The sequence below is a fragment of the uncultured Pigmentiphaga sp. genome, from assembly GCF_937950555.1.
Lineage (GTDB): Bacteria > Pseudomonadota > Gammaproteobacteria > Burkholderiales > Burkholderiaceae_B > Pigmentiphaga.
Genome location: NZ_CALFCW010000030.1, coordinates 43,955 through 64,228 on the forward strand (window position 1 = coordinate 43,955; position 20,274 = coordinate 64,228).

Annotated in this window: 23 protein-coding genes; 9 read left to right on the forward strand and 14 right to left on the reverse strand. The window is 63.7% G+C overall.

Annotated elements, in window-relative coordinates; genetic code table 11:
- Positions 1-26: 26 nt before the first annotated feature.
- Complete coding sequence (locus tag Q0319_RS06830) at positions 27-1,013, reverse strand: tripartite tricarboxylate transporter substrate binding protein (RefSeq protein WP_299451518.1); 987 nt, start codon at positions 1,011-1,013, stop codon at positions 27-29.
- 198 nt (positions 1,014-1,211) lie between these two features.
- Between Q0319_RS06830 and Q0319_RS06835 the strand changes: the two genes are divergently transcribed.
- The gene (locus tag Q0319_RS06835; RefSeq protein WP_299451519.1) at positions 1,212-1,931 is read left to right on the forward strand and encodes an FCD domain-containing protein; all 720 of its coding nucleotides are present in this window, start codon (positions 1,212-1,214) and stop codon (positions 1,929-1,931) included.
- Positions 1,932-2,015: 84 nt separating this feature from the next.
- Here the strand turns inward: Q0319_RS06835 and Q0319_RS06840 are convergent, their stop codons facing one another.
- Entirely contained in the window at positions 2,016-2,882 is an 867-nt protein-coding gene (locus tag Q0319_RS06840; protein WP_299451520.1) for an alpha/beta hydrolase, read from the reverse strand.
- A 109-nt stretch (positions 2,883-2,991) separates the two neighbouring features.
- On the opposite strand from Q0319_RS06840, the gene Q0319_RS06845 reads away from it, so the two are divergent.
- Complete coding sequence (locus Q0319_RS06845; RefSeq protein ID WP_299451521.1) at positions 2,992-4,122, forward strand: PA0069 family radical SAM protein; 1,131 nt, start codon at positions 2,992-2,994, stop codon at positions 4,120-4,122.
- A gap of 48 nt (positions 4,123-4,170) precedes the next feature.
- Here Q0319_RS06845 and Q0319_RS06850 read toward each other — a convergent pair whose 3' ends face one another.
- From Q0319_RS06850 to Q0319_RS06870, 5 genes are all read right to left on the reverse strand, one after another.
- Positions 4,171-5,961: a thiamine pyrophosphate-binding protein gene (locus Q0319_RS06850; protein ID WP_299451522.1), complete on the reverse strand. Its 1,791-nt coding sequence runs from the start codon at positions 5,959-5,961 to the stop codon at positions 4,171-4,173.
- Positions 5,962-5,998: 37 nt separating this feature from the next.
- Positions 5,999-6,994 (reverse strand): tripartite tricarboxylate transporter substrate binding protein, encoded by a 996-nt coding sequence (locus tag Q0319_RS06855; protein WP_296469774.1) that lies wholly within the window; start codon positions 6,992-6,994, stop codon positions 5,999-6,001.
- Positions 6,995-7,072: 78 nt separating this feature from the next.
- Entirely contained in the window at positions 7,073-8,821 is a 1,749-nt protein-coding gene (locus Q0319_RS06860; RefSeq protein ID WP_299451523.1) for a thiamine pyrophosphate-binding protein, read from the reverse strand.
- Between the two features lie 180 nt (positions 8,822-9,001).
- Entirely contained in the window at positions 9,002-9,976 is a 975-nt protein-coding gene (locus Q0319_RS06865; RefSeq protein WP_299451524.1) for a tripartite tricarboxylate transporter substrate binding protein, read from the reverse strand.
- Between the two features lie 314 nt (positions 9,977-10,290).
- Positions 10,291-10,746, reverse strand: a complete 456-nt coding sequence (locus Q0319_RS06870) for a hypothetical protein (protein ID WP_299451525.1) — start codon at positions 10,744-10,746, stop codon at positions 10,291-10,293.
- 111 nt (positions 10,747-10,857) lie between these two features.
- Between Q0319_RS06870 and rpsP the strand changes: the two genes are divergently transcribed.
- The 7 genes from rpsP (at position 10,858) to Q0319_RS06905 (ending at position 15,264) form a co-directional block, all read left to right on the forward strand.
- The gene (rpsP, locus tag Q0319_RS06875; RefSeq protein ID WP_296470244.1) at positions 10,858-11,118 is read left to right on the forward strand and encodes a 30S ribosomal protein S16; all 261 of its coding nucleotides are present in this window, start codon (positions 10,858-10,860) and stop codon (positions 11,116-11,118) included.
- A 5-nt stretch (positions 11,119-11,123) separates the two neighbouring features.
- A complete protein-coding gene (gene rimM / locus Q0319_RS06880) occupies positions 11,124-11,723 on the forward strand; it encodes a ribosome maturation factor RimM (RefSeq protein ID WP_296470238.1) in 600 nt (199 codons plus the stop codon).
- 21 nt (positions 11,724-11,744) lie between these two features.
- Positions 11,745-12,518, forward strand: a complete 774-nt coding sequence (trmD, locus tag Q0319_RS06885) for a tRNA (guanosine(37)-N1)-methyltransferase TrmD (protein ID WP_296470241.1) — start codon at positions 11,745-11,747, stop codon at positions 12,516-12,518.
- 122 nt (positions 12,519-12,640) lie between these two features.
- On the forward strand, positions 12,641-13,024 hold the full coding sequence (gene rplS, locus Q0319_RS06890) for a 50S ribosomal protein L19 (protein WP_296470236.1): 384 nt from the start codon (positions 12,641-12,643) through the stop codon (positions 13,022-13,024).
- Between the two features lie 124 nt (positions 13,025-13,148).
- The gene (locus tag Q0319_RS06895) at positions 13,149-13,865 is read left to right on the forward strand and encodes a CoA pyrophosphatase (RefSeq protein ID WP_296470233.1); all 717 of its coding nucleotides are present in this window, start codon (positions 13,149-13,151) and stop codon (positions 13,863-13,865) included.
- 59 nt (positions 13,866-13,924) lie between these two features.
- Positions 13,925-14,917, forward strand: coding sequence for a CobD/CbiB family protein (locus Q0319_RS06900; protein WP_296470230.1), 993 nt, complete (start codon positions 13,925-13,927; stop codon positions 14,915-14,917).
- 95 nt (positions 14,918-15,012) lie between these two features.
- Positions 15,013-15,264, forward strand: a complete 252-nt coding sequence (locus tag Q0319_RS06905; protein WP_299451526.1) for a hypothetical protein — start codon at positions 15,013-15,015, stop codon at positions 15,262-15,264.
- 27 nt (positions 15,265-15,291) lie between these two features.
- Here the strand turns inward: Q0319_RS06905 and Q0319_RS06910 are convergent, their stop codons facing one another.
- The 7 genes from Q0319_RS06910 to rsfS form a co-directional block, all read right to left on the reverse strand.
- Positions 15,292-15,771, reverse strand: a complete 480-nt coding sequence (locus Q0319_RS06910; protein WP_299451527.1) for a GNAT family N-acetyltransferase — start codon at positions 15,769-15,771, stop codon at positions 15,292-15,294.
- Between the two features lie 156 nt (positions 15,772-15,927).
- A complete protein-coding gene (locus tag Q0319_RS06915) occupies positions 15,928-16,137 on the reverse strand; it encodes a cold-shock protein (protein ID WP_299451528.1) in 210 nt (69 codons plus the stop codon).
- A gap of 643 nt (positions 16,138-16,780) precedes the next feature.
- Positions 16,781-17,047: a hypothetical protein gene (locus Q0319_RS06920; RefSeq protein ID WP_296468007.1), complete on the reverse strand. Its 267-nt coding sequence runs from the start codon at positions 17,045-17,047 to the stop codon at positions 16,781-16,783.
- 136 nt (positions 17,048-17,183) lie between these two features.
- Positions 17,184-18,650, reverse strand: coding sequence for a ribonuclease G (rng, locus tag Q0319_RS06925; RefSeq protein WP_296468009.1), 1,467 nt, complete (start codon positions 18,648-18,650; stop codon positions 17,184-17,186).
- A gap of 96 nt (positions 18,651-18,746) precedes the next feature.
- On the reverse strand, positions 18,747-19,343 hold the full coding sequence (locus Q0319_RS06930) for a Maf family protein (RefSeq protein ID WP_296468011.1): 597 nt from the start codon (positions 19,341-19,343) through the stop codon (positions 18,747-18,749).
- Between the two features lie 47 nt (positions 19,344-19,390).
- Positions 19,391-19,864 carry a 23S rRNA (pseudouridine(1915)-N(3))-methyltransferase RlmH gene (gene rlmH / locus Q0319_RS06935; protein ID WP_296468013.1) on the reverse strand — a complete coding sequence of 158 codons (474 nt, stop codon included), beginning with the start codon at positions 19,862-19,864 and terminating at the stop codon, positions 19,391-19,393.
- A gap of 50 nt (positions 19,865-19,914) precedes the next feature.
- Positions 19,915-20,274: a ribosome silencing factor gene (rsfS, locus tag Q0319_RS06940; RefSeq protein ID WP_296468015.1), complete on the reverse strand. Its 360-nt coding sequence runs from the start codon at positions 20,272-20,274 to the stop codon at positions 19,915-19,917.

Here is a 20,274-nt window from a genome sequence, read left to right on the forward strand (position 1 = left end):
GCTGACGCCGGGGATAGCGGTGCTTCTTAGTTCGCCTGGATGCCGAATTCTTTGATGAGGCGGGCGTAGCGCGTGTCTTCGGCAGCGATGCGCCGGGCCAAGGTCTCCGGCGCGCCGCCGGTGAGCGTGAGGCCCATCACTTGGGTCCGGGAGACGATGTCCGGCATCTTGATGATCTCGTTGACGGCTGCGTTGAGCTTTTGGACCACGTCGGCCGGGAGACCGCGTGGCCCGAGGAGAGCCTGCCAGGCTCCGACTTCGACATTCTTGTAGCCTAGCTCGGTGAAGGTGGGCACGTCGGGAGCGAAGGGCGACCGCTGCGCGTCGGCGACGGCCAGCAGGCGGAGCTTGCCCTCAGCGACGTAGGAGACGATGGGTCCGAGCGTCGTGTACATCAGCGGAACCTGTCCGCCCACCAAGTCCACGATGGCGGGCGCGCTGCCGCGATACGGGATCTGCGTGATGCGCGTTCCCGCTGCCTTGTCGAAGAGCTCCGCCAGGATATGCATGGGCGACCCGGAGCCGGGGCTGGCGTAACTCTGCAACCTACCGGCCTTCACCGCTTCGACCATTTCCTTGACGGATGCCACGCCGGATTGCTGCGAGCTCGCCAGAAACAGCGACTGCGTGCCGATTTCGACGATGGGCGTGAAGTCGGCTTGAGCGTTGTATTGCGCGCCGGTGCCAGGCTTGAGGACGTGCGGCACGATGGCCAGCGTGTTGGGCGCGAGTAGCAGCGTGTAGCCGTCTGCGGGAGACCGGGCCACGTAGGCGCTTCCTATGGAACCGGCTGCGCCGCTGCGATTTTCGACGACGACCGGCTGGCCCCACTTGGCGGTGAGTTTTTCGCCTATCCAGCGGGCGAGGACGTCGCTATCGCCCCCGGCAGGGTAGGCGACGACGATCTTGATCGGCTTTTCGGGATAGCCGGCAGCCACTACCGCAGCGGACGGCATGGCGAAGGAAAGGGCCGCGACGGCGGCAAGTGTGGTGCGTTTGGCGAAATCGAGCATGGGCGATCCCTCAGGGCCTGGCAAGGAATTTATATGAAGATGCTAAAATATAAGAAGTTGAAAAAATATAAATTATTTAGAGTCTTGTGAATTTAGGGGGAAACCCTGTATCGCTCGATCCAAGGGTGAAACATTCCTGAGCTAGAATTTATGAATAAGCTCAGTTCGTATATTTTCCGTTCGCGTCGGAGGGGGTGCATGCAATCGAACGAAACGCCTGCCAAGGCCCGGGTGCTTGGCGCGAAGGCGCCTTCGGAAACCATGTCCGAGCGGGCGTATCAATATCTGCGTGCCGACGTGATCGCCGGCGTGTTGGCCCCCGGCCAGAAGCTCAGGCTGCAATCCTTGCAGCAGCGTTATGAGCTCGGCATCAGTCCGATACGGGAAGCCCTGATGCAGCTCTCGGGCGAAGGATTGATCAGCAACGACGGCCAACGCGGCTTCAGCGTTTCTCCCTTGTCCAAGGAAGACTTGCTGGATTTGATGCATGCCCGCACCGCCATCGAGACGCTGCTGCTGCAGGATGCCATCGAGCATGGGGATGATGATTGGGGCGCTGGCCTGGCGGCCGCCTATTACAAGTTGACCCGGGCTCGCTTGCCCCAGGATCCGAACGATCTCGTCGCGGTGGAGCTCTGGGAGACGGCCCATCGGGGATTCCATGCAGCGCTCCTGAGCGCCGCCCGTTCAAAGTGGCTAATGCGCATCGGTGAGCAATTGATCGATCACTCGGAACGTTATCGCCGGATCCGGCTCGCATATCCGTCGTCGCCCCAACAGCTTGCCGATGACGTATTGAGCGAACATGCGCAGTTGATGGAAGCCGCGCTGGATCGCAACGCGGGCTTGGCCTGCGAACTACTGCGCAGCCACTTGATGCGGACGGCACAAGTGTTGGCCGAGCGCTTTGCCGAATAGCGCTAGCCGTCGCCCGGCCCTTTGCAGGCTTCCCCCAAGGTGGGGGATGGCCACGCCCGGCCCCGGACGGCGCCAGGCAGCGGACTAGCGGCGGGTCTGCGCGAAGAGCGCTTCGAGGTCCTCATACCACTCGTGGGCGGGGTCTGCCAGCACCTTGTGGGTGTCGAAGTGATCCAGGCCTTTCCACTCCTTGAGCCGGGCGGGCGCCGGCTGGCGCTTCAATAGCTCGTGCATGCGCGTATTGGCGCTGATCACGCGCGAGCTATCCCGTTCCCCGTAGCTGGAGAGCATGGGAACGCGATTGCCGGTGGTCCAGCTGATTGCGCTCATCAAGGAGTCGTGGGACGGGTGCTCGAGCAGCGTGGTGTACACCCGCTCCTCGAGGCTGCCTGGCTGGGGGCAAGGGTGGTGCAAATCCATGACGCCGCTGATCGGCAGGCAAGCACGGACGGCATCAGGCGGCACCCCCGCTTGGTCCAGGGCGTCTCGCCGCAGTGCCGCCATGGCGGCAATGCCTCCGCCAGCGGAGTGTCCGGCCAGATACAGGTTCTGGCGATCCCCGCCCCATTGACCGACGGTTCGATGCAGTTCGGCAAGAAGCCGGACAGCGTCGTCGAAGGCGGCGGGCAGGCGATGCCCTGGCGCCAGCCTATAGGTGGGCGTAATGAACAGAAACCCGCGCCGGACGATCGCCTCGGCCATGAAGTGCGCGTACTCCTTGTAGCCGTTGGTCCATCCTCCTCCATGCCAGAAAACGAGCACCGGGGCGTCCCGCATGCCTTCGGCGCCAAACACGTCGTAGCGGTGTTGGGTATCGGGGCCGTAGCTCAGGTCGCGCGCACGCAGGTGCACCGGATCCACCTCGCGTGCCCATTGCAGGACGGTTTGTTCGTAGTCCTGGGCGGTGGGAAACGGAAGGGGAGGTTGGGGCGGTAGCGAGAGTGGATGCATGGAAGAGGTCTCATAATTTCTAATTAATTATAGAAATTATAATTTTTATAGGAAAATATTTTTTATTCGTCCAATTGTGTCAGATACTGTATGTTTGTACAGTATTAGCATGGACGATGACACTTCGCCGCCCGCTTTGCTCCCGCAACCACCCCTGGCACCCCGGCGCGGTCGGGGCGCCGTGGCCAATGTCAGGCATCGCTTCGAAACCCTGGAACGAGAGGCGGTGGACGATGGCTGGGCTCCTCCCGCAGGAACGCCGGCCGGGGCCAAGACCGAAGTTGCCGTCGAACGAGCGCGCACGATCCTGTCCCGCAACGATTCCCCTGACATTCCCTTCGACCGCGCGATCAACCCCTATCGCGGCTGCGAGCACGGTTGCGTGTACTGTTTCGCCCGTCCGACGCATGCCTACCTTGGCTGGTCTCCAGGTCTCGATTTCGAGACCAAGCTGGTCGCCAAGGTCAATGCCGTCGAGGCGTTGCGGGCCGAGCTCTCGCGTCCCGGCTATCGGGTGGACGTGGTCAATATCGGTTCCGCCACCGATGCCTACCAGCCCATCGAGCGCCAGTGGAAGCTGACCCGCGGATTGCTGGAGCTGCTGCTGGACACCCGGCACCCCGTGTCCCTGGTGACCAAGGGCAGCGCCGTCACGCGGGATCTCGACATCCTCGCCAAGCTTGCCGAGCTCGATCTCGTCGCGGTCTACGTCACCATCCCCACGCTGGACGCGCGGGTGGCCCGCACGCTGGAGCCGCGTGCCGCGGCGCCATGGCGACGTGTCGAAATCGTCAGGGAGCTGAGTTCGGCGGGCGTGCCGGTAGGAGTATCGCTGGCACCGGTCATTCCGTTCATTACCGACGACCAGATCGAGCACGTGCTGGAGGCCGCGGCCGAGGCCGGCGCACAAGCGGCCTTCTACACCATGCTCAGGCTGCCCTGGGAGGTCAAGGCCGTGTTCGCGCAATGGCTGGAGGCCCACTTTCCCGATCGCAGGGGGAAGGTCTTGCACTGCATTGAAGACCTGCGCGGCGGCAGGCTCAACGATCCGCGCTTCGGCGATCGCATGCGGGGGCAGGGCATATGGGCCGACCTGGTCCGCCAGCGTTTCCACCGCGCCGCCCGCAAACTGGGCTTGTCGCAGCGTCGCATCGTGCTCGAGACTGGATTGTTCCGGCCGCCGGCGCGCAGCCGCGGCGGGCCGCTTCCGGAGGACGGGCGGCAGATGCCCTTGTTCTAGGCGAGCAGGATGGACATGGCTAGGAACGAGGGGGCTTGCAATGCCGTCTCAATGCTCTGCTTGCTTGACCTCGCGTAGCAATCCTTTGGCCGTGAGTGAATCATATCCGGGCACGACGCGGGCATCGATGACGCAAACCCGGCCCGCCTGGACCTCGGCAATCGCCTGCTTCATCGCGGCGCGCAGTTCTCCGACGGTGCGTACCGGTCCATGACCGACTCCTCCCTGGCACCGGGCCATGCCGGCAATATCGATGTCGGGATCTCCAATATGCTGGCCGACGGCCTTGTTCTCTATGGGGCGATTGCGCGTGCGGGCGACTTTCTCCTGGTGCAACTCATCATTGAAGTACGCCGTATTGTTGGCGACGACGAATAGCAAAGGAATGCGGTAGCGTGCCGCCGTCCAGACGGCGCTGACTCCCATCATGAAATCGCCGTCTCCTATGACGGCGAGCGGAAGTCGTCCCATTCCCTGCAAGGCCAGCGCACCGCCGACCGCCATGCCCGGCCCAGATCCCAAGCCTGCGCCGCCATCCTTGCCGAGAAAGTCGAGGGGGTGGCGGAAGTGCCAGGCGTCTCCGGGCCAACCCAAGGGCGTGCGCAGCAGGGAGACCTCGAGGTGCTCGGTGGCCTCACGCAGCGACCGGGCGAGCGTTTGCAGCGTCAACGGGGCGCCGTCGTCGGGAGCAGGGGCGCGGGCATGGGCTGGGCGGACGGGCGCCCGTTCGCACCGATCGAAGATGCGCTCTTTGTCGTCGAGGGCGAGCAGTGCGTCGACGAGCGCATCGGGGTCACATAGAAGGTGAACGTCGGTCGGGGCCAGAGACTGGTAATCCATGCTCCAGCCGTTGTGGGCGTATTGATCCGGCGAGCATTGGATAATGCCGGCGCCCAGCCTTCCGTTTTTCGCTGCGATTTTCAACGTGCCGCCGAGGTCTATCCAGTCCAGGCTGAGCACGATGTCTGCTTCCCTCAGGACCGTGCAACCTTCCTCGCCCATGAAAAATGCTGGAGGCACGGGATGGTAGGGATGATCCGTCGGGAATGCGGCAGGCTGCTTCAGATCGGTCATCACCGTGGCACCCAGTCGTTCTGCCAGCCGGACTCGTTTTTGCCAGGCGTCCTCGGCCCGGGAGACCCTGCCAGCCAATATGACCGGTTTCTTGGACTCGGAGAGGCGCTCGGCGATGCGGCGCACGCTGGCTGGATCGGGGTAAGGGGTGGCCGGGCCGGAGAAATCGTCCGGCTCAGGGATCGACGCGCTCCCGTCGATGCGCGCTTCCTGCAGGGCAGCGTCGAGGCAGATGTATACCGGTCCTTTGGGTACGGTATTGGCGATGAGCGCTCCGCGGATCATGGCTTCCGCGGCCGCCGGCAATGACGCAGGCTGGTCGTCCCATTTGATGAAGTTCCGCACGAGTGCCCCTTGGTCCCGCGACGTGTGAATCCAGTCTATCCAGGGGCGGCGCGCCGCTGCATCCAGCGGGCCCGTGGCGCCGATCACGACCATGGGGGCCCGGTCGCACCAGGCGTTGAAAATACCCATGGATGCATGCATCAATCCCACGTTGGCGTGCACCACGACTCCCATGGGCTTGCCTGTCACTTTCGCATAACCGTGCGCGATGGAGACCGCATGGTCCTCGTGCAGGCACAACAGCATCTGCGGATTCTCATTGCCTAGGTAGTTCACCAGGCTGTCGTGGAGGCCGCGCAAGCTGGCGCCGGGATTGATGCTCAAGTATCGCAGGTCGAGCCGGCGTATGACTTCGGCCAAGTAGTCGCTGCCCCATTCTAAGTCGACCGGTTTCGCGACGACCGGTTTTTCGATGTTCATTCATGCACTCCTTCGTGATGCTTCTGGGTACGCCGGATCAGGGCCGCGTTTTCTCGAGAGGGGTGAGGAAAGGCGTCCAATGCTCGAGCTCCGACTGCACGTAGCGGGTGAAGGCCGAAGCATCCATGTCCTCGGTCACCATGTTCTGTTGACGGAGCTCCTTTCTCACCTCGGGCGTACGCAGCGCGTCGCGCACGGCTTGATTGATGCGCGTTACCACGGTATCCCGCATGCCGGGCGGGCCCGATAGCGAGAACCAGGTCGTTCCCGTCAACCTGGGGTAGCCCAATTCTTTGAAGGTGGGTACGTCGGGGAAGTCGTCCAGCCGCGAGTCCGCAGTCAACGCGATGGCGCGAAGCCGGCCGGATTTCAACCCAGGCATGGCGCTGCTCAAGGTAATGAAGGCGGCCTGGATCTGGTTGGCGATGAGGTCGGTGACGGCCGCATTGGCGCCTTTGTAGGGGGCCTGGACCATTGTCAGGCCGGTGGCCTGCGCAAAGGCTTCTCCGATCAGCGAGCCGTGGGTGCCCTGCCCGGGCGAGCCCCAGCTGACGCCGCCTGGTTTGTCCTTCGCGTAGCTGATGAAGCCTTGCATGTCTTTGACCGGGCCTTCGGCATTGACGACCAATACCGTGGGCGGACCGCCCAGCAGGGCGATGTGCGTGAAGTCTTTGATGGGGTCGAACGAGCTGGGCGTGAGCTTGGGCGCGATCACGTGCGAGCCGATGCCCGAGATCACGAGCGTGTAGCCGTCCGGCTCGGCGCGGGACACTGCTTGCGAGCCGATCATCCCTGAGGCGCCCGCGCGATTCTCTACCACCACGCTTTGCCCGAATGCCTTGCCGAGGGCGAACGACAAGGCACGTCCCAGGGTGTCGGCGCTGCCGCCGGGCGGGTAGGGCACGATGAGGCGGATCTGCTTATTGGGCCAGGAAGCCTCTTCCGCCGCCCATGAGGCGCTTGCTGTGGCCACCGTCAAGACAGCAAGCGCGGATAGGGCCCCACGGCGGGAGATTGGCGGGGTGGTGGGCATGGGCGTCTCCTCCTAGTTATTGATGGATAGGTGTGCTTATTCGACATGCCGGCCTGGGCGCGACGCGCTTTCAGTTCGTCAGGATTCGTACCCCGGAAGCACGCGCGCGTCGATCACGCATAGCGCCCCGTCGCGGACGCGAGCGACGGCGTCGCGCATGGCATGGGCAAGTTCGCCCGCATTGCGGGCCGGGCCGTAGGCAATCGCTCCCTGTCCGCGTGCGATCGCCGAAATATCGATTTCGGGGTCCGTCATGCGCTGCGCGATGCCCTTGTTTTCCACGGGCCTGTGGCGCTGCCGGGCGATGCGTTCTTGATGTATTTCGTCGTTGAAGTACGACTGATTGTTGGCGACTACGATTAACAGCGGAATGCGGTAGTGGGCAGCCGTCCACAGCGCGCTGGAGCTAAACATGAAGTCGCCATCACCTAGTACGGCCAAAGGCAGGCGGCCGCTGTCTTTGAGCGCCAGAGCCGCGCCAACGGCCATGCCCGGCCCCGACCCGATGCCTGCCCCGCCGTCCTTGCCCAAGAAGTCCAGAGGGTGGCGATACTCCCAGACATCGTTTGACCACCCCAATGGCGTGCGGATCAAAGTGACGGGGACATCGCGCGTTGCCTCCCGCAAGACATGGGCCAGTACGCGTATGCTCAGCTCGGCATCTGGGGGAACGGGAGCGGCCGGTTCGCGGGAGGAAGGGGGCTGGCCGGCTTGGTCCTTGCCTCGGCCAGGAAAGATTCGTTCCTCGTCGTCCAACTCCAAGAGTGCATCGACCAAGGCCTCCGGCTCGCACAGAAAGTGCGTGTGGGCCGCCGCGAGCGCCTGATGGTCCATGCTCCACCCATTGTGCGAGTATTGATCCGGGGAGCAGTGCACATATGGAGCCTTGATGGGAGCGCCACGCTCTGCGAGCAACTTGAAAGTGCCTGCGGGATCGATCCAATCCAGGCTCATGACGACGTCGGCCTCCCGCAGCACCTGCATGCCGCGGGACCCGACCGAGTACGCCACATGCAGTGGGTGATCGGTTGGGAAGGCAGCGCCTTGCTTGAGGTCCGATACCACTGTGGCGCCGAGGCGCTCTGCGAGTTCGATCCGCCGCACCCAATCGCGGATGTCGCGGCCGATGCGCCCAGCCATGATGACGGGGCGTTTCGCTTCTGACAGAAGCTGCGCGACGCGACGCAACGCCCTCGGCTCAGGGTACGCAGGCGTGGGCCGGGAGTACATCGACGGATCAGGTACCTCGAGCGGGCCGGAAAGTTTGCTTTCTTGTAGCGACACGTCGAAGCAAAGATAAACCGGACCCCGGGGCGCAGTTTCGGCGATCAGTCTTGCCCGGACCAGGGATTCGGCGGCGGCGGGCAATGAGGCCGGCTGGTCGTCCCACTTGATGAAGTGACGGACCAAGCTGCCTTGGTCGCGCGCGGTGTGCAGCCAGTCTATCCACGGACGGCGCTCGACGGCGTCGACCGGCCCCGTGGCGCCCAGGACGACCATCGGGACGCGGTCGCACCATGCGTTGTAGATGCCCATCGAAGCATGCATCAGGCCGACATTGCTGTGGACTGCCGCGGCCATGGGTTTGCCGGTTACCTTCGCATAACCGTGCGCGATGGCGATCGCATGGTCTTCATGTAGGCAGAGAAGCAGCTTCGGGGATTCGTTGCCGAGATAGTTCACCAGGCTGTCGTGCAGGCCGCGCAGGCTGGAGCCAGGGTTAATGGCGATAAAGCGCAGGTCGAGTTGGCGAATGACAGCCGCGAGGTAGTCGCTCCCCCATTGCATGGCGGCTGGCTCGGTGGTGATGGGTTTCTCTACGTTCATGCGTCTCTCTTTTCGAATGCAAGGCCGTCCGCCGGTGTTTGTGCGGCACGAGCGAGCGGTCGCGCGCAGCGGTGCTCTGGTGGATCGTGGGTCCAAGGTGGGAGCGACTGGACTGCCCGTATCCCACCCTTTGCCCCCCGGGGGGCGATGTGCGGCAGCGTTGCCCGGACTGTTCCGGGTTCAAGGGGAGCTGGGCTTGATAAAGGGTTTCCAGTGCTCGATTTCAGATCGCACGTAGCGATTGAAGGCCGCGACGTCCATGTCTTGGGTTTCCATGTTCTGGCGCTGCATTTCCGCGACTATCTCGGGGGCCTTCAGGGCGCGCCGCACTTCGGCGTTTAGCCGTTCGACGAGGGCGGGAGGCATGCCGGGCGGGCCCGACAAAGAGAACCACGTCGTCCCGGTCAGTGCGGGGTAGCCGAGTTCGGTGAAGGTGGGGAGGTCGGGGAAACCGGCGGCGCGTTGGGTCGACGTGATGGCAAGGCCGCGGAGCTTGCCGGAGCGGATATAAGGGGTGGCCGTCCCGAAAGACATGAACGCCGACGGTATGTGTCCGGCAAGCAGGTCCGTCATGGCCGGGTTGCCGCCTTTGTAGTTGACCGCCACCATTTTTATTTTCGCCGCGGCGGAAAAGGCTTCCCCAATCATGGAGCCGTGGGTGCCTTGTCCCGGCGAACCCCAGCTGATGGAGGAGGGGCGCGCCCTGGCGTAGGCAACGAACTCGTCGATGTTCTTGTAGGGTTGGTTCGGATGCACGACCAGGACGGTCGGCGGCCCGCCGAGGAATGCGATATGCGTAAAGTCGGAAATGGGATCGAAGCCGACATCGTTGAGCAGCGGGGCGACGACGTGGGAGCCGATGCCCGAGACGACGAGCGTATAGCCGTCGGGCTCTGCGCGCGCGACGGCGCCCGAGCCTATGGTGCCCGCAGCGCCAGCCCGGTTTTCCACCACGAAGGGTTGCTTGAACGTTTCGGAGAGTTGTTTGGCGACGAGGCGGCCGAGGGCGTCTGAGCCGCCACCGGCCGCATAGGGGACGATGATGCGCACGGGGCGGCTCGGCCAGTCGTCGACGCCCTCGGCAAAGGCGGGCTGGAGGGGAGTTGAGGCCATCAGCGCGCAAGGCAGGGCCAGGCAGACGAGGCGTCGGTTCATGGTGTCTCCTTTTCCATCCACGCATGCTTCGATGCGCCGGCGAAGGCAGCCCGGGGGTGGTCGTTCTTGTCGTTCTAGTATCGGATAGGAATCTTTCGTTCCTTTATGAGGAACGTTGATCCTCTATAAGGAATAGTATAGGGAGGGGCAAGAGGGTGTCAACGCCGCGGGCCGTGGGCAGGGAAGCGCGGCCCACGGCCGGCGAAGCGTCGGGGCCCCACGATGGTAGTGCTCGGGTTGCCGCGGAGCCGCGCCTCGGGGCGGCGGGGCTGCCTGGGAGGGAAGATGGAAAATTGAGGACGGGCTAGCCGGACTTACGGGGCGACCCCCTCGAAAAAGCTTTGGAACAGCAGCACGATGCCCAGCATCAAGATGGCTGTGCCAATCGCCAATGTGGCGGCGGCCACCAAGACCGCCCCCCATCCCGACTCGTTGCGGCGGTCGCTGCCGGCGTTATATTTAGCGTCGAACTTCGCATCCGGCGTCAGGCAGATGACCAGCGCCTCGATGAATCCTGCCACGGCAGGAATCAGGAAGAGGAAGAATCCCGGGTGGAAGTACCAGGTCTCGGCGCGGAAGGCCGTGCCTAGCGCCAGGAGCGAGAAAAGCAGCGGCAGCCACCCATGGCGGCGGCCGAGATACCACCAATGGGCGCCTGCCCAGCCGAGCAGGAATGCCAGGAGGCCGGCCAGTGCCTTGTGCCGGAAGCGGGCGTTCTGGTTCCGGGTGGTATGTTCATCGAATGAAGCCGAATTGTGTTGGGAAGTCATCGTCGAACACCTTGATTTTGAAGGACTTTACCGCATGCTGGCTTGCTAGGGCCCTTGTGCCGGGCTATACTTTATAGCTTTTGTTATTTAACCTTTTTCCAAGGATTACCTATGGTGGTGATTCGTATGTCTCGCGGCGGTTCGAAGAAGCGCCCCTTCTACAACCTCGTTGCTGCCGATTCGCGCAACCGTCGCGATGGACGCTTCATCGAGCGCGTAGGGTTCTATAACCCGGTCGCCTCGGAGGGTGAAGAAGGTCTGCGTATCGCGCTCGACCGCATCGAGCACTGGACCAAGCACGGCGCCCAACTGTCGCCGGCCGTGGCCCGCCTCGTCAAGCAATACAGCGCCAAGGTCGCTTCGGCTGCTTGATCGCCGTGTCCACTGCGTCCACGGCCTCCGGGGAGCATCCCGCCGACCTCGTCGAGGTCGGGCATGTGACGGAAGCCTACGGAATCCGCGGCGGACTCAAGATTCAGCCGTATTCGGCGCAGTCCGATGCCTTGCTGGGCACCCGCTCCTGGTGGTTGCGCAAGGGCAGGGAAATCCGGCGCGTCGAGGTCCTCTCTGCCAAGCGGCACGGTGCGTCGGTGACAGCCATGTGGTCCGGCGTCACTGATCGTGATCAGGCCCAGGCGTGGAAGGGGTGGACCGTGTTGGTGCCCCGCAGTGAATTTCCTCCCCTTGCCGAAGGCGAGTTCTACTGGGTAGACCTGATCGGCTGCGAGTTGATCGGCAAGGGAGAGAACGGCGAGGACCGCTTGCTGGGTTCGGTGTCGCATGTCAGCGACAATGGTGCCCATGCGGTGTTGCACGTGGCGCTCGTCGTGCCGGTGGCCCTGGGTGAGTCGTCCCAGCCCCTGCTGGATGCGAAGGGCCGGCAACGGGAAACGCTGGTGCCCTTCGTCGAGGCTTATGTGCGCAACGTGGATTTGGACGCGCGCCGCATCGACACCGACTGGCCGGAAGGTTTCTGAGGGCCGGCCATGAGCGGGGCGCTGCGGTTCGACGTAGTGACGCTGTTCGGCGCGATGTTCGACGCCGTCAGCGAGCTGGGCGTGACCGGCCGGGCGCATGCCCAGGGACGATGGGCCTTGCACCGGTGGAATCCGAGGGATTTCACCGTCGACGTGCACCGCACGGTCGACGATCGCCCCTACGGGGGCGGCCCGGGCATGGTGATGCGGGTCGAGCCGCTCGAGAAAGCCGTCCGCGCGGCGCTGGAAGGGCGTGCGAAGGCGGGGTTGCCGGAGACGGAAGTGATCCTGCTCTCTCCCCAGGGCCGCCGCTTCGACCAGTCCATCGCGCAGTCGATGGCGCGCGGTTCGGGGGCCATATTGGTATGCGGCCGCTACGAGGGCATCGACCAGCGGTTCATCGACCGCTGGGTGACGCAGGAGCTCTCGCTGGGTGATTTCGTGCTGTCCGGCGGCGAAATTGCGGCGATGGCGGTCATGGATGCCGTGGTCAGGCTGCTGCCCGGCGTGTTGAACGATGATGAGTCCGCTGTGCAGGATTCGTTCAACGAGCACTTGTCCGGACTGCTGGACTGCCCGCATTACACGCGGCCCGAGGTTTACGAGGGCGAGGCGGTGCCGGAGGTGCTGTTGTCCGGGCACCACGCCAATATTTTGCGGTGGCGCCGCAGGCAGTCGCTGGCGGTGACGCTCAGGAAACGCCCCGACTTGATCGAGGCGGCGCGGGCACGCGGCTGGTTGAGCCGCGACGACGAGAAGTTTCTGTCCGACCTGCAAAGGGAGGACGACCGCTGATCGCTGAGGCGATCAGTTTTGCAGTAGGCCTGCCGGGCATGAGTTCGGCGGGAACACCCATCCTCTGGTGGCGGTGCCAGGAAAAGCAGAACCGCTACGCATGATGGTCATTGGAGATAAACATGGACCTGATCAAAGTCCTCGAGCAAGAAGAGATCGCCCGCTTGACGGCCAATAAGACCATTCCCGAATTCGCTCCCGGCGATACGGTCGTGGTGAACGTCAACGTGGTCGAAGGCAACCGCAAGCGCGTGCAAGCCTACGAAGGCGTGGTCATCGCCAAGCGCAATCGTGGCTTGAATTCGTCGTTCATCGTTCGCAAGATTTCGTCCGGCGAAGGCGTCGAGCGTACGTTCCAGTTGTACGCCCCGACCATCGCTTCGATCGAAGTCAAGCGCCGTGGCGACGTCCGCCGTGCCAAGCTGTACTATTTGCGTTCCCGTTCGGGCAAATCGGCCCGGATCAAGGAAAAGCTCGTACGCAATACGTCGGCTGCCAAGGCTTGATTCCTGCTGTACCGCAATACAAAGGCGCCTCGTACGGGCGCCTTTTTTTTCCCTAGAACCGATGCCTGCGTCCAATCCTCCCGATCAGCGCCATGCGGCTCCGGCCCGAGCCGACGATACGTCCGTGCAAGTCCAGCCCGCGTCCCCCGATGGCCGGCGGGCGCGACCGCCGCAGCGTCCCGGATTCGACCCGGCCGCACAACCCTGGATCGCCAACCCCGGCGGCCTGGACCCGGTGCCGCTCGAGCGGCTCACGCCTGCCGCGCTGCGCCGGCGTTTTGCTGAACCGCCCGCCTGGGAGCCCGATGCGAACGATCCCGAGTCCAAGGGCATGGCAGGGCGAGCCGTGCGGCTGGCGTCGGTGCTGATTCCCTTGGTGCTTCGTCCGGAAGGGATATGTGTCATGCTGACCCAACGGACCGCACACTTGCACGACCATGCCGGGCAGGTGAGCTTTCCGGGGGGGAGGGTAGAAGAAAGCGATGCGTCGGCAACCGACGCCGCTTTGCGCGAAACCGAAGAAGAAACGGGGCTGCCTCGGGGGCTGGTCGAGATCATCGGCCAATTGCCCGACTATTTCACGCGCACGGGATTTCGCATCATCCCGCTGGTCGGCTTGGTTCGCCCGGATTTCTCCCCGCGGCCGGATCCGTTCGAGGTGGCCGAAGTGTTCGAGGTGCCCTTGTCCTTCCTCATGGACCCGACGAATCATCGCCTGCACAGCGCCACCTTGCCTTCCGGCGACGCCCGTACCTACTACTCGATGCCCTGGAAGCAATTCTTCATCTGGGGGGCGACAGCTGGAATGTTGCGCAATCTCTACCAGTTTCTGCGCGCGTAAGGCCGGCGGGCTGGTCGGTCGATGCTGCACATCGGCGCTATGCACTCTAGAATGCGGTCATGAGCTTTTTTGCACTTCTCCTCGCCTTTCTCGCCGAACAGGTCAGGCCCCTGCCCCGCTCGAATGCCGTCCACGAAGCCGCGCGTGCCGCGTGCCGCTGGGCCGGCCATGCGCTGGATGCCGGCAGCCGCGGGTACGCCATCCTCGGTTGGCTGCTGGTCGCCTTGGTTCCCAGTCTTGCCGTGTGGCTGATCGGATCGCTCGCCTGGGCGATTCATCCCGTCCTCGCACTCGTTTTCCATATCGTAGTGCTGTGGTTCACGCTGGGTTTTCGCCAGTTCAGCCATCATTTCACTGAGATCCAGTTTGCATTGGCCCGCGGTGACGTCACGGTGGCACGCAATCACATGCAGGCCTGGCTGCAGGCCTTTCAGGGCAATGCCTCGGCGGACACCATGACCGTCCAGGAGATTTGCCGTACCGCGATCGAAGAGGGGGTGGTGGCCTCGCATCGCAACGTTTACGGCGTGCTGTTCTGGTATGCGGTGTTGCCGGGCGCCTCGGGGGCGGCCTTGTACCGGCTTGCCGGCATCGTCCGCGAAGAGTGGGCCGACCGCACGGATGCCTTCGGGGACGTGGCGCGCGGCGCATTCCGCCTGCTTGACTGGATACCGGCGCGGATGACGGCCATCGGTTTCGCCATCGTTGGCAATTTCGAGGACGCGCTGTATGGCTGGCGCCAACGCGCCGCGCAATGGAAGGACGTACAGCGCGGCGTGGTTGTCGAGAGCGCTGCCGGCGCACTGGGCGTGCGCCTGGCACCCTTGCCTCCCAAGTGGCAGGCCGCTGCGCCCGCCGAGCCTCCCGCGCCGGCGCCTTCGGTCCAGCCGGCGGCGGCCGCGAGCGAATTTGCCGCTGCCGAGGCGCCAGACGAACCCATACGGTGGCCCGATCCGACGACACTGCATGCCGCGGTGGGGCTGTTGTGGCGCGCCGTCGTACTGTGGATGGCCTTGCTCTTGCTTTTGTCTGTGGTGTCCTGGGCGTCCTGAAGCGGTTCCCGAGCGCTTCGTCATGTTGCACTGCATGAGGTCACAACCTCCTGCAGGCGCTATAGTGGGCCGTCTACCGGAGCGGAGGGCCTGCAATGTTCTCTTTCCAATATTCCCCGAATCGCTCTTCCCGAGTGCTCGAGGTGGAAATCGATCCGCGCCAGCGTGAACCGGGCATGTGGGATGCCCAGTGCCGGATCTACGAGCGGACGAACGGCAAGCGCCTGTTGCTCGGCCCGGTCATGCCGCTGAGGGGAATCGCGGCCTCTTCCGAGCAGGAGTGCTTGGACGAAGCCGAGATCCGTATTGCGGAAGAGATCGAAAACGACCGCTGGTTCAAGCTGTAGCTGCACGGGGCGCGGGCCCGGCAAGGGCTATAACTCGCGGCTGAACCGTACGCGGTGCTGCCCCGGTCCGGCGTAGTCCAGGTGAACCGGCACGCCGTCCATCTCTCCCGTTCCAGGGGCGATCGCGAATCCCATTTTGCGATGGAAGTCGATCGATCCCTTGTTGGCGGGCGAGGTGATGCTGCACACCTGGGTGCAGCCGCGGGCGCGGACGATGTCGAAGAAATGCTCGTACAGCATGCGTCCGATGCCGCGACCCCGCAAGGCGGGGTCTACACCCACGAAATGAACGTAGGCGATGCGAGGATCGGTCTGGGAAATGAAGCCGATCAGAAACGCCTCGATGACGTCCTGCGACGCCAAGACGAAGCTGGTCGGTTGGAAATGCTCGAAGAACAGGCGCGGCAGCAGCGCCCGCACGGGGCGCCCGCCCCACCAGGCGTCGACACAGGCGGTGATGGGGTCGTAATCGGACGACGAGATTGCTCGCAGTCGTGAAGTCGGCATGACGGGCGAATGTCTTTGGTGGGGCGGTACATCATAGCGTCGCGGCGCGCCCCGGACGAGCGCTCGCATCCCCGTGTCTTCCGCAGGAATAAAAAAAACTCCCCCGGCGTCCGGAGACGCCGGGGGAGTCATATCACGCTGTGCGCGCTCGCCGCCTTAGGCGACGATGCGGATCTTCGTGGCTTGGGGGCCTTTGAGGCCGTTGGCGGCCACGAACGTGACGCGTTGGTTTTCCATCAGCGTCTTGCGTCCGCTGCCTTGGATCTCGGAGAAATGGGCGAACAAATCCTTGCCGCCGCTCTCGGGCATGATGAAGCCGAAGCCTTTTTCATCGTTGAACCATTTGACGATTCCTGTCTGTTCCATGTGTGTCCTAGTCAATTAAGGGGTGTGGCGTGCCGTGGCGTGCCGGTTTACTGAAAGTCCTGCCCGGCAGCCGGTATGCAGGCATGCCGCTGCGATTGGACCCGATGAACGTCCCGCTTGCGAAACCGCAGGCGTAGACGATGAGCGGACGTAGTGCCCGGAGCGGGTACCAAAGCGTCAGCGGTATAGGTAATGCAACCGAAGAGGGTCGCTGCGAATATCACGGTGCTGGCGACGAGCGGACCGTGCTTGGGTTGGAGATATACGACGTCGCCAACCTCGATGGCCTCGCCGTGCACGGGTTGATGCGCAGGGGGAGGGATGAGTTGGTCTGGGAAAATTTCTATCAAAAGCGTCCAACGAGACTGGGTACCGGAACGACGGACCTAGTCTCTTAGTCTGGCGCGCCGAAGCGGCGCGCTGGGTAACGAAACTCGGTTAAGAGGGGAAAGAGTACAAGAGGGATCGGGCTAGGCCGACCGTAACTTGTTGCCGCCATGTTCGTTGTGGTTCTTGCGGCAAAGATCGATTAGCCATTGTCACCCGCTGCGATGGGAAAGTCAACCGACTTTTGCACTGTCGATGAAAACGGACGCTGGCCTCGGGCTGGTGCCTCGGAAGTTCGTGCGCGCCCGCCCGGCCCTCATTCTTCCGGCCGGGCCGGGCCGCTGGGATGGAGGGAGGTCCTATCGAAGATGCGCGCGACTTCGAACTCGATTTCGGCGGCGCGCCGGGTGTCTTGGAGCAGGGACGTGTAGCGATGCATTTCGTGTTCGACGGCTTCGCGGAATTCATCGTCAGCCATGCGTTCCCGCGCCAGCACGCGGGCCGCGATGGTGAGCCCGTCGAGCCGGTTGCGTTGCGCCCGCAGCAGCTTTGCGAGTTCGACGATGGCTTCTTCCTGGTTCATGATCCTCTCCCTGTCGCGGGACGGTAGGCCCGTACGAACCCTCTATTGTAAGCGGTCGAACCGTCGCCCCCGTGGGCGCAAGGCCGCTGCCGGCACGGCGCACATGCGGTTGCCGCGGCCGTGCACCGTGGACGGGTCACATCAAGATAATGTCGTATTGCTCCTGGCTGTATATCCCCTCCACCTGCAGCGAAATGGGCTTGCCGATGAAGTCTCCCAGCGCGGCCAGGTTCTGGCTCTCTTCTTCCAGGAACATGTCCACGACCGCTTGCGAGGCCAAAACGCGGAACTCTTTTGGGTTGAATTGGCGCGCTTCGCGCAGAATTTCCCGCAGGATCTCGTAACACAGCGTGCGCGGCGTCTTGACCTGGCCGCGCCCCTGGCAAGTGGGGCAGGGCTCGCATAACACGTGGCTGAGCGATTCGCGGGTGCGCTTGCGCGTCATCTCGACCAGGCCGAGCTGCGTGAAGCCGTTGAGCGTGATGCGCGTGCGATCCCTGGCCAGGGCTTTGCGCAATTCCGCCAGCACCGCTTCCCGGTGCTCCGGGTTTTCCATGTCGATGAAGTCCAGGATGATGATGCCGCCGAGATTGCGCAGGCGAAGTTGGCGTGCAATGGCCTGGGCCGCTTCGAGGTTGGTCTTGAAAATGGTGTCGTCGAAGTTGCGTCCGCCGACGAAGCCGCCGGTGTTGACGTCGATGGTGGTGAGCGCTTCGGTTTGGTCGATGATGAGATAGCCGCCGGACTTGAGGTCCACGCGTCGCGACAGTGCCCGGTTGATTTCCTCGTCGACGTTATAGAGGTCGAACAGCGGTCGCTCCCCGGTGTAGTGCACGAGCTTGTCGACGACCGAAGGCGTAAACTCGCTCGCCCAGGTTTTTAGCTTATTGAAGCTGCTGCGCGAATCGATCTGGATGGAAGCCGTGTCGGTGCTGACGACGTCGCGCAATACCCTTTGCGCCAGGTTCAGGTCTTCGTGCAGCAGGCGCGGTGCGCCTTTGGTGCGCGCTTCTTGCTGCATGATGGACCAGAGCTTGCTGAGGTAGGCGATGTCGGCCGCGAGTTCTTCGTCGGTGGCGTCTTCGGCCTGGGTGCGGACGATGTAGCCCCCTTTCTCGTCCTTGGGCATCAGCCGCTGTACCCGATCGCGCAATTGGATGCGTTCGGCCTCCGACTCGATGCGCTGCGAAATGCCGATGTGCGGATCGAATGGCAGGTAGACCAGCATGCGTCCGGCCACGCTGATCTGGGTGGATAATCGCGCGCCCTTGGTGCCGATGGGGTCCTTGATGACCTGGACCATCAAGGTCTGCCCTTCGAACAGCAGTTTCTCGATGGGCGTGGTCGGGTGCCCTCCCTGGGCGCGTTCTTGGCGGCTTTCCCGTATGTCGGCGATGTGCAGGAAAGCGGCGCGCCCCAGGCCGATGTCGATGAAGGCGCTTTGCATGCCGGGGAGCACGCGCGCGACGCGGCCAAGATAGATGTTTCCGACGTAGCCTTTCTGGGAAGTGCGCTCGATGTGGAGTTCCTGGACCGCGCCCTGCTGGACGACTGCGACGCGGGTTTCATACGGGGAAACGTTGATCAGGATGTCTTCGGTCATGGAATCTGCCGGTGAGCTTGCGCGACTATCGGGGAGCTTACCGCGAGTCGCGAACCGGCGGCGAGCGGGGGAGTGCGGCCGGCTCGCCGGCGCGGATCAGGGAAGGAGGATGCCCGCCCTGGCGAGGAGGCGGGAGGTTTCGTACAGAGGCAGGCCCATCACGCCGGTGAAGCTCCCGCTGATGTGCTGTACGAATACGCCGCCCAGCCCCTGTATGCCGTAGGCGCCGGCTTTGTCGAAGGGTTCCCCGGTGTCGCAATAGCGTTCGATATCGCGCTGGGACAGGATGCGGAAGCGCACCTGGGTGATGGAGACGTCTTCGTACAGCTGCCCGCGGCATACCATGGCGACCGCGGTGTGGACGGCGTGTTCGGTGCCGGAGAGCTTTTGCAGGATGCGCACGGCATCGGCCCGGTCCACCGGTTTGCCCAGGACTTCTCCGTCTAGGATGACAGTCGTGTCGGCGGCCAGAAGAGGCCGTTCTTCCAGCTGGCGCAGGCGCATGGTTTCGGCGCCCAGCAGCGCCTTTTCGCGCGCGGTGCGCCGGACATAGTCGGCAGCCGGCTCGCCGGGCAGCTGGGGTTCGTCCGGGCCTGCGGCCGGGGGCGGCAACAGTACTTCGTGTTCGATGCCCAATTGCGTCAGCAATTCTCGGCGCCTTGGGCTGCGCGAGGCGAGGTAGATGGCCGTCATGTCGTCGTCTGTGCAGGGCGGGCACGCAAGGCCCGCGGATGGTCGGGTCAACCTCCCCTATGGTAGGGGTGATTGGCAAGAATGGACCAGCTTCGGTAAAGCTGTTCTGCAAGCAGCACACGCACCATGCCGTGGGGCAGGGTCATGCTGGACAGGCGCAGCATGCTGGTGCAACGCCGCTTGAGGTCGGGGTCGAGCCCGTCCGGCCCGCCGATGATGAGCGCCACGTCGCGTCCATCGTTGCGCCATTGCTGCATTTGCCGAGACAGGTCCAGGGTGGTGAGGTCGCGTCCCCGCTCGTCGAGCGCGATCCAAAGCCCTGAGGCGGGAAGGGCGGCTTCGATCCGCTTGGCCTCCAGGGCCTGCATCTGGGCAGGCGTCTTGCCCGTAGTGCGCGGCTCGGGGCGGATTTCGCGCAGTTCGACGGGGCAGTCGGGGGGCATGCGCTTGGCATAGTCGGTGAAGGCTTCGTCCACCCAGGCTGGCATGCGGTGGCCGACGGCGATGATGATCAGTTTCATGAGCGCGGTTCGCTGTGGCAGTCCGTGCGGCAGGCGCCGCTCCCGGGGAGCTAGCGCGCGGACGAGGCGTTCAGTTTCATCCGCACCGGTTTCCCGCCCCAGACTTCTTCAAGGTTGTAGTACTCGCGGATAGCGGGTTGCATGATGTGGACCACGATGTCGCCGAGGTCCACGAGCACCCATTCGCCGGTTTCCTCGCCTTCGGTCGCGACGACCTCGCCGCCGATGGCCTTGACCTTTTCGACGACGCTGGATGCAAGGGCCCGCGTCTGCCGGTTGGAGGTGCCGCTGGCGATGACCACGCGGTCGAAGAGGCTGGTCAAGTGGGTGGTGTTGAGCACCGTGATGTTTTGCGCCTTGACGTCTTCGAGAGCGTCGACTACGGCGCGTTGCAGTTTGCGTATGTCCAT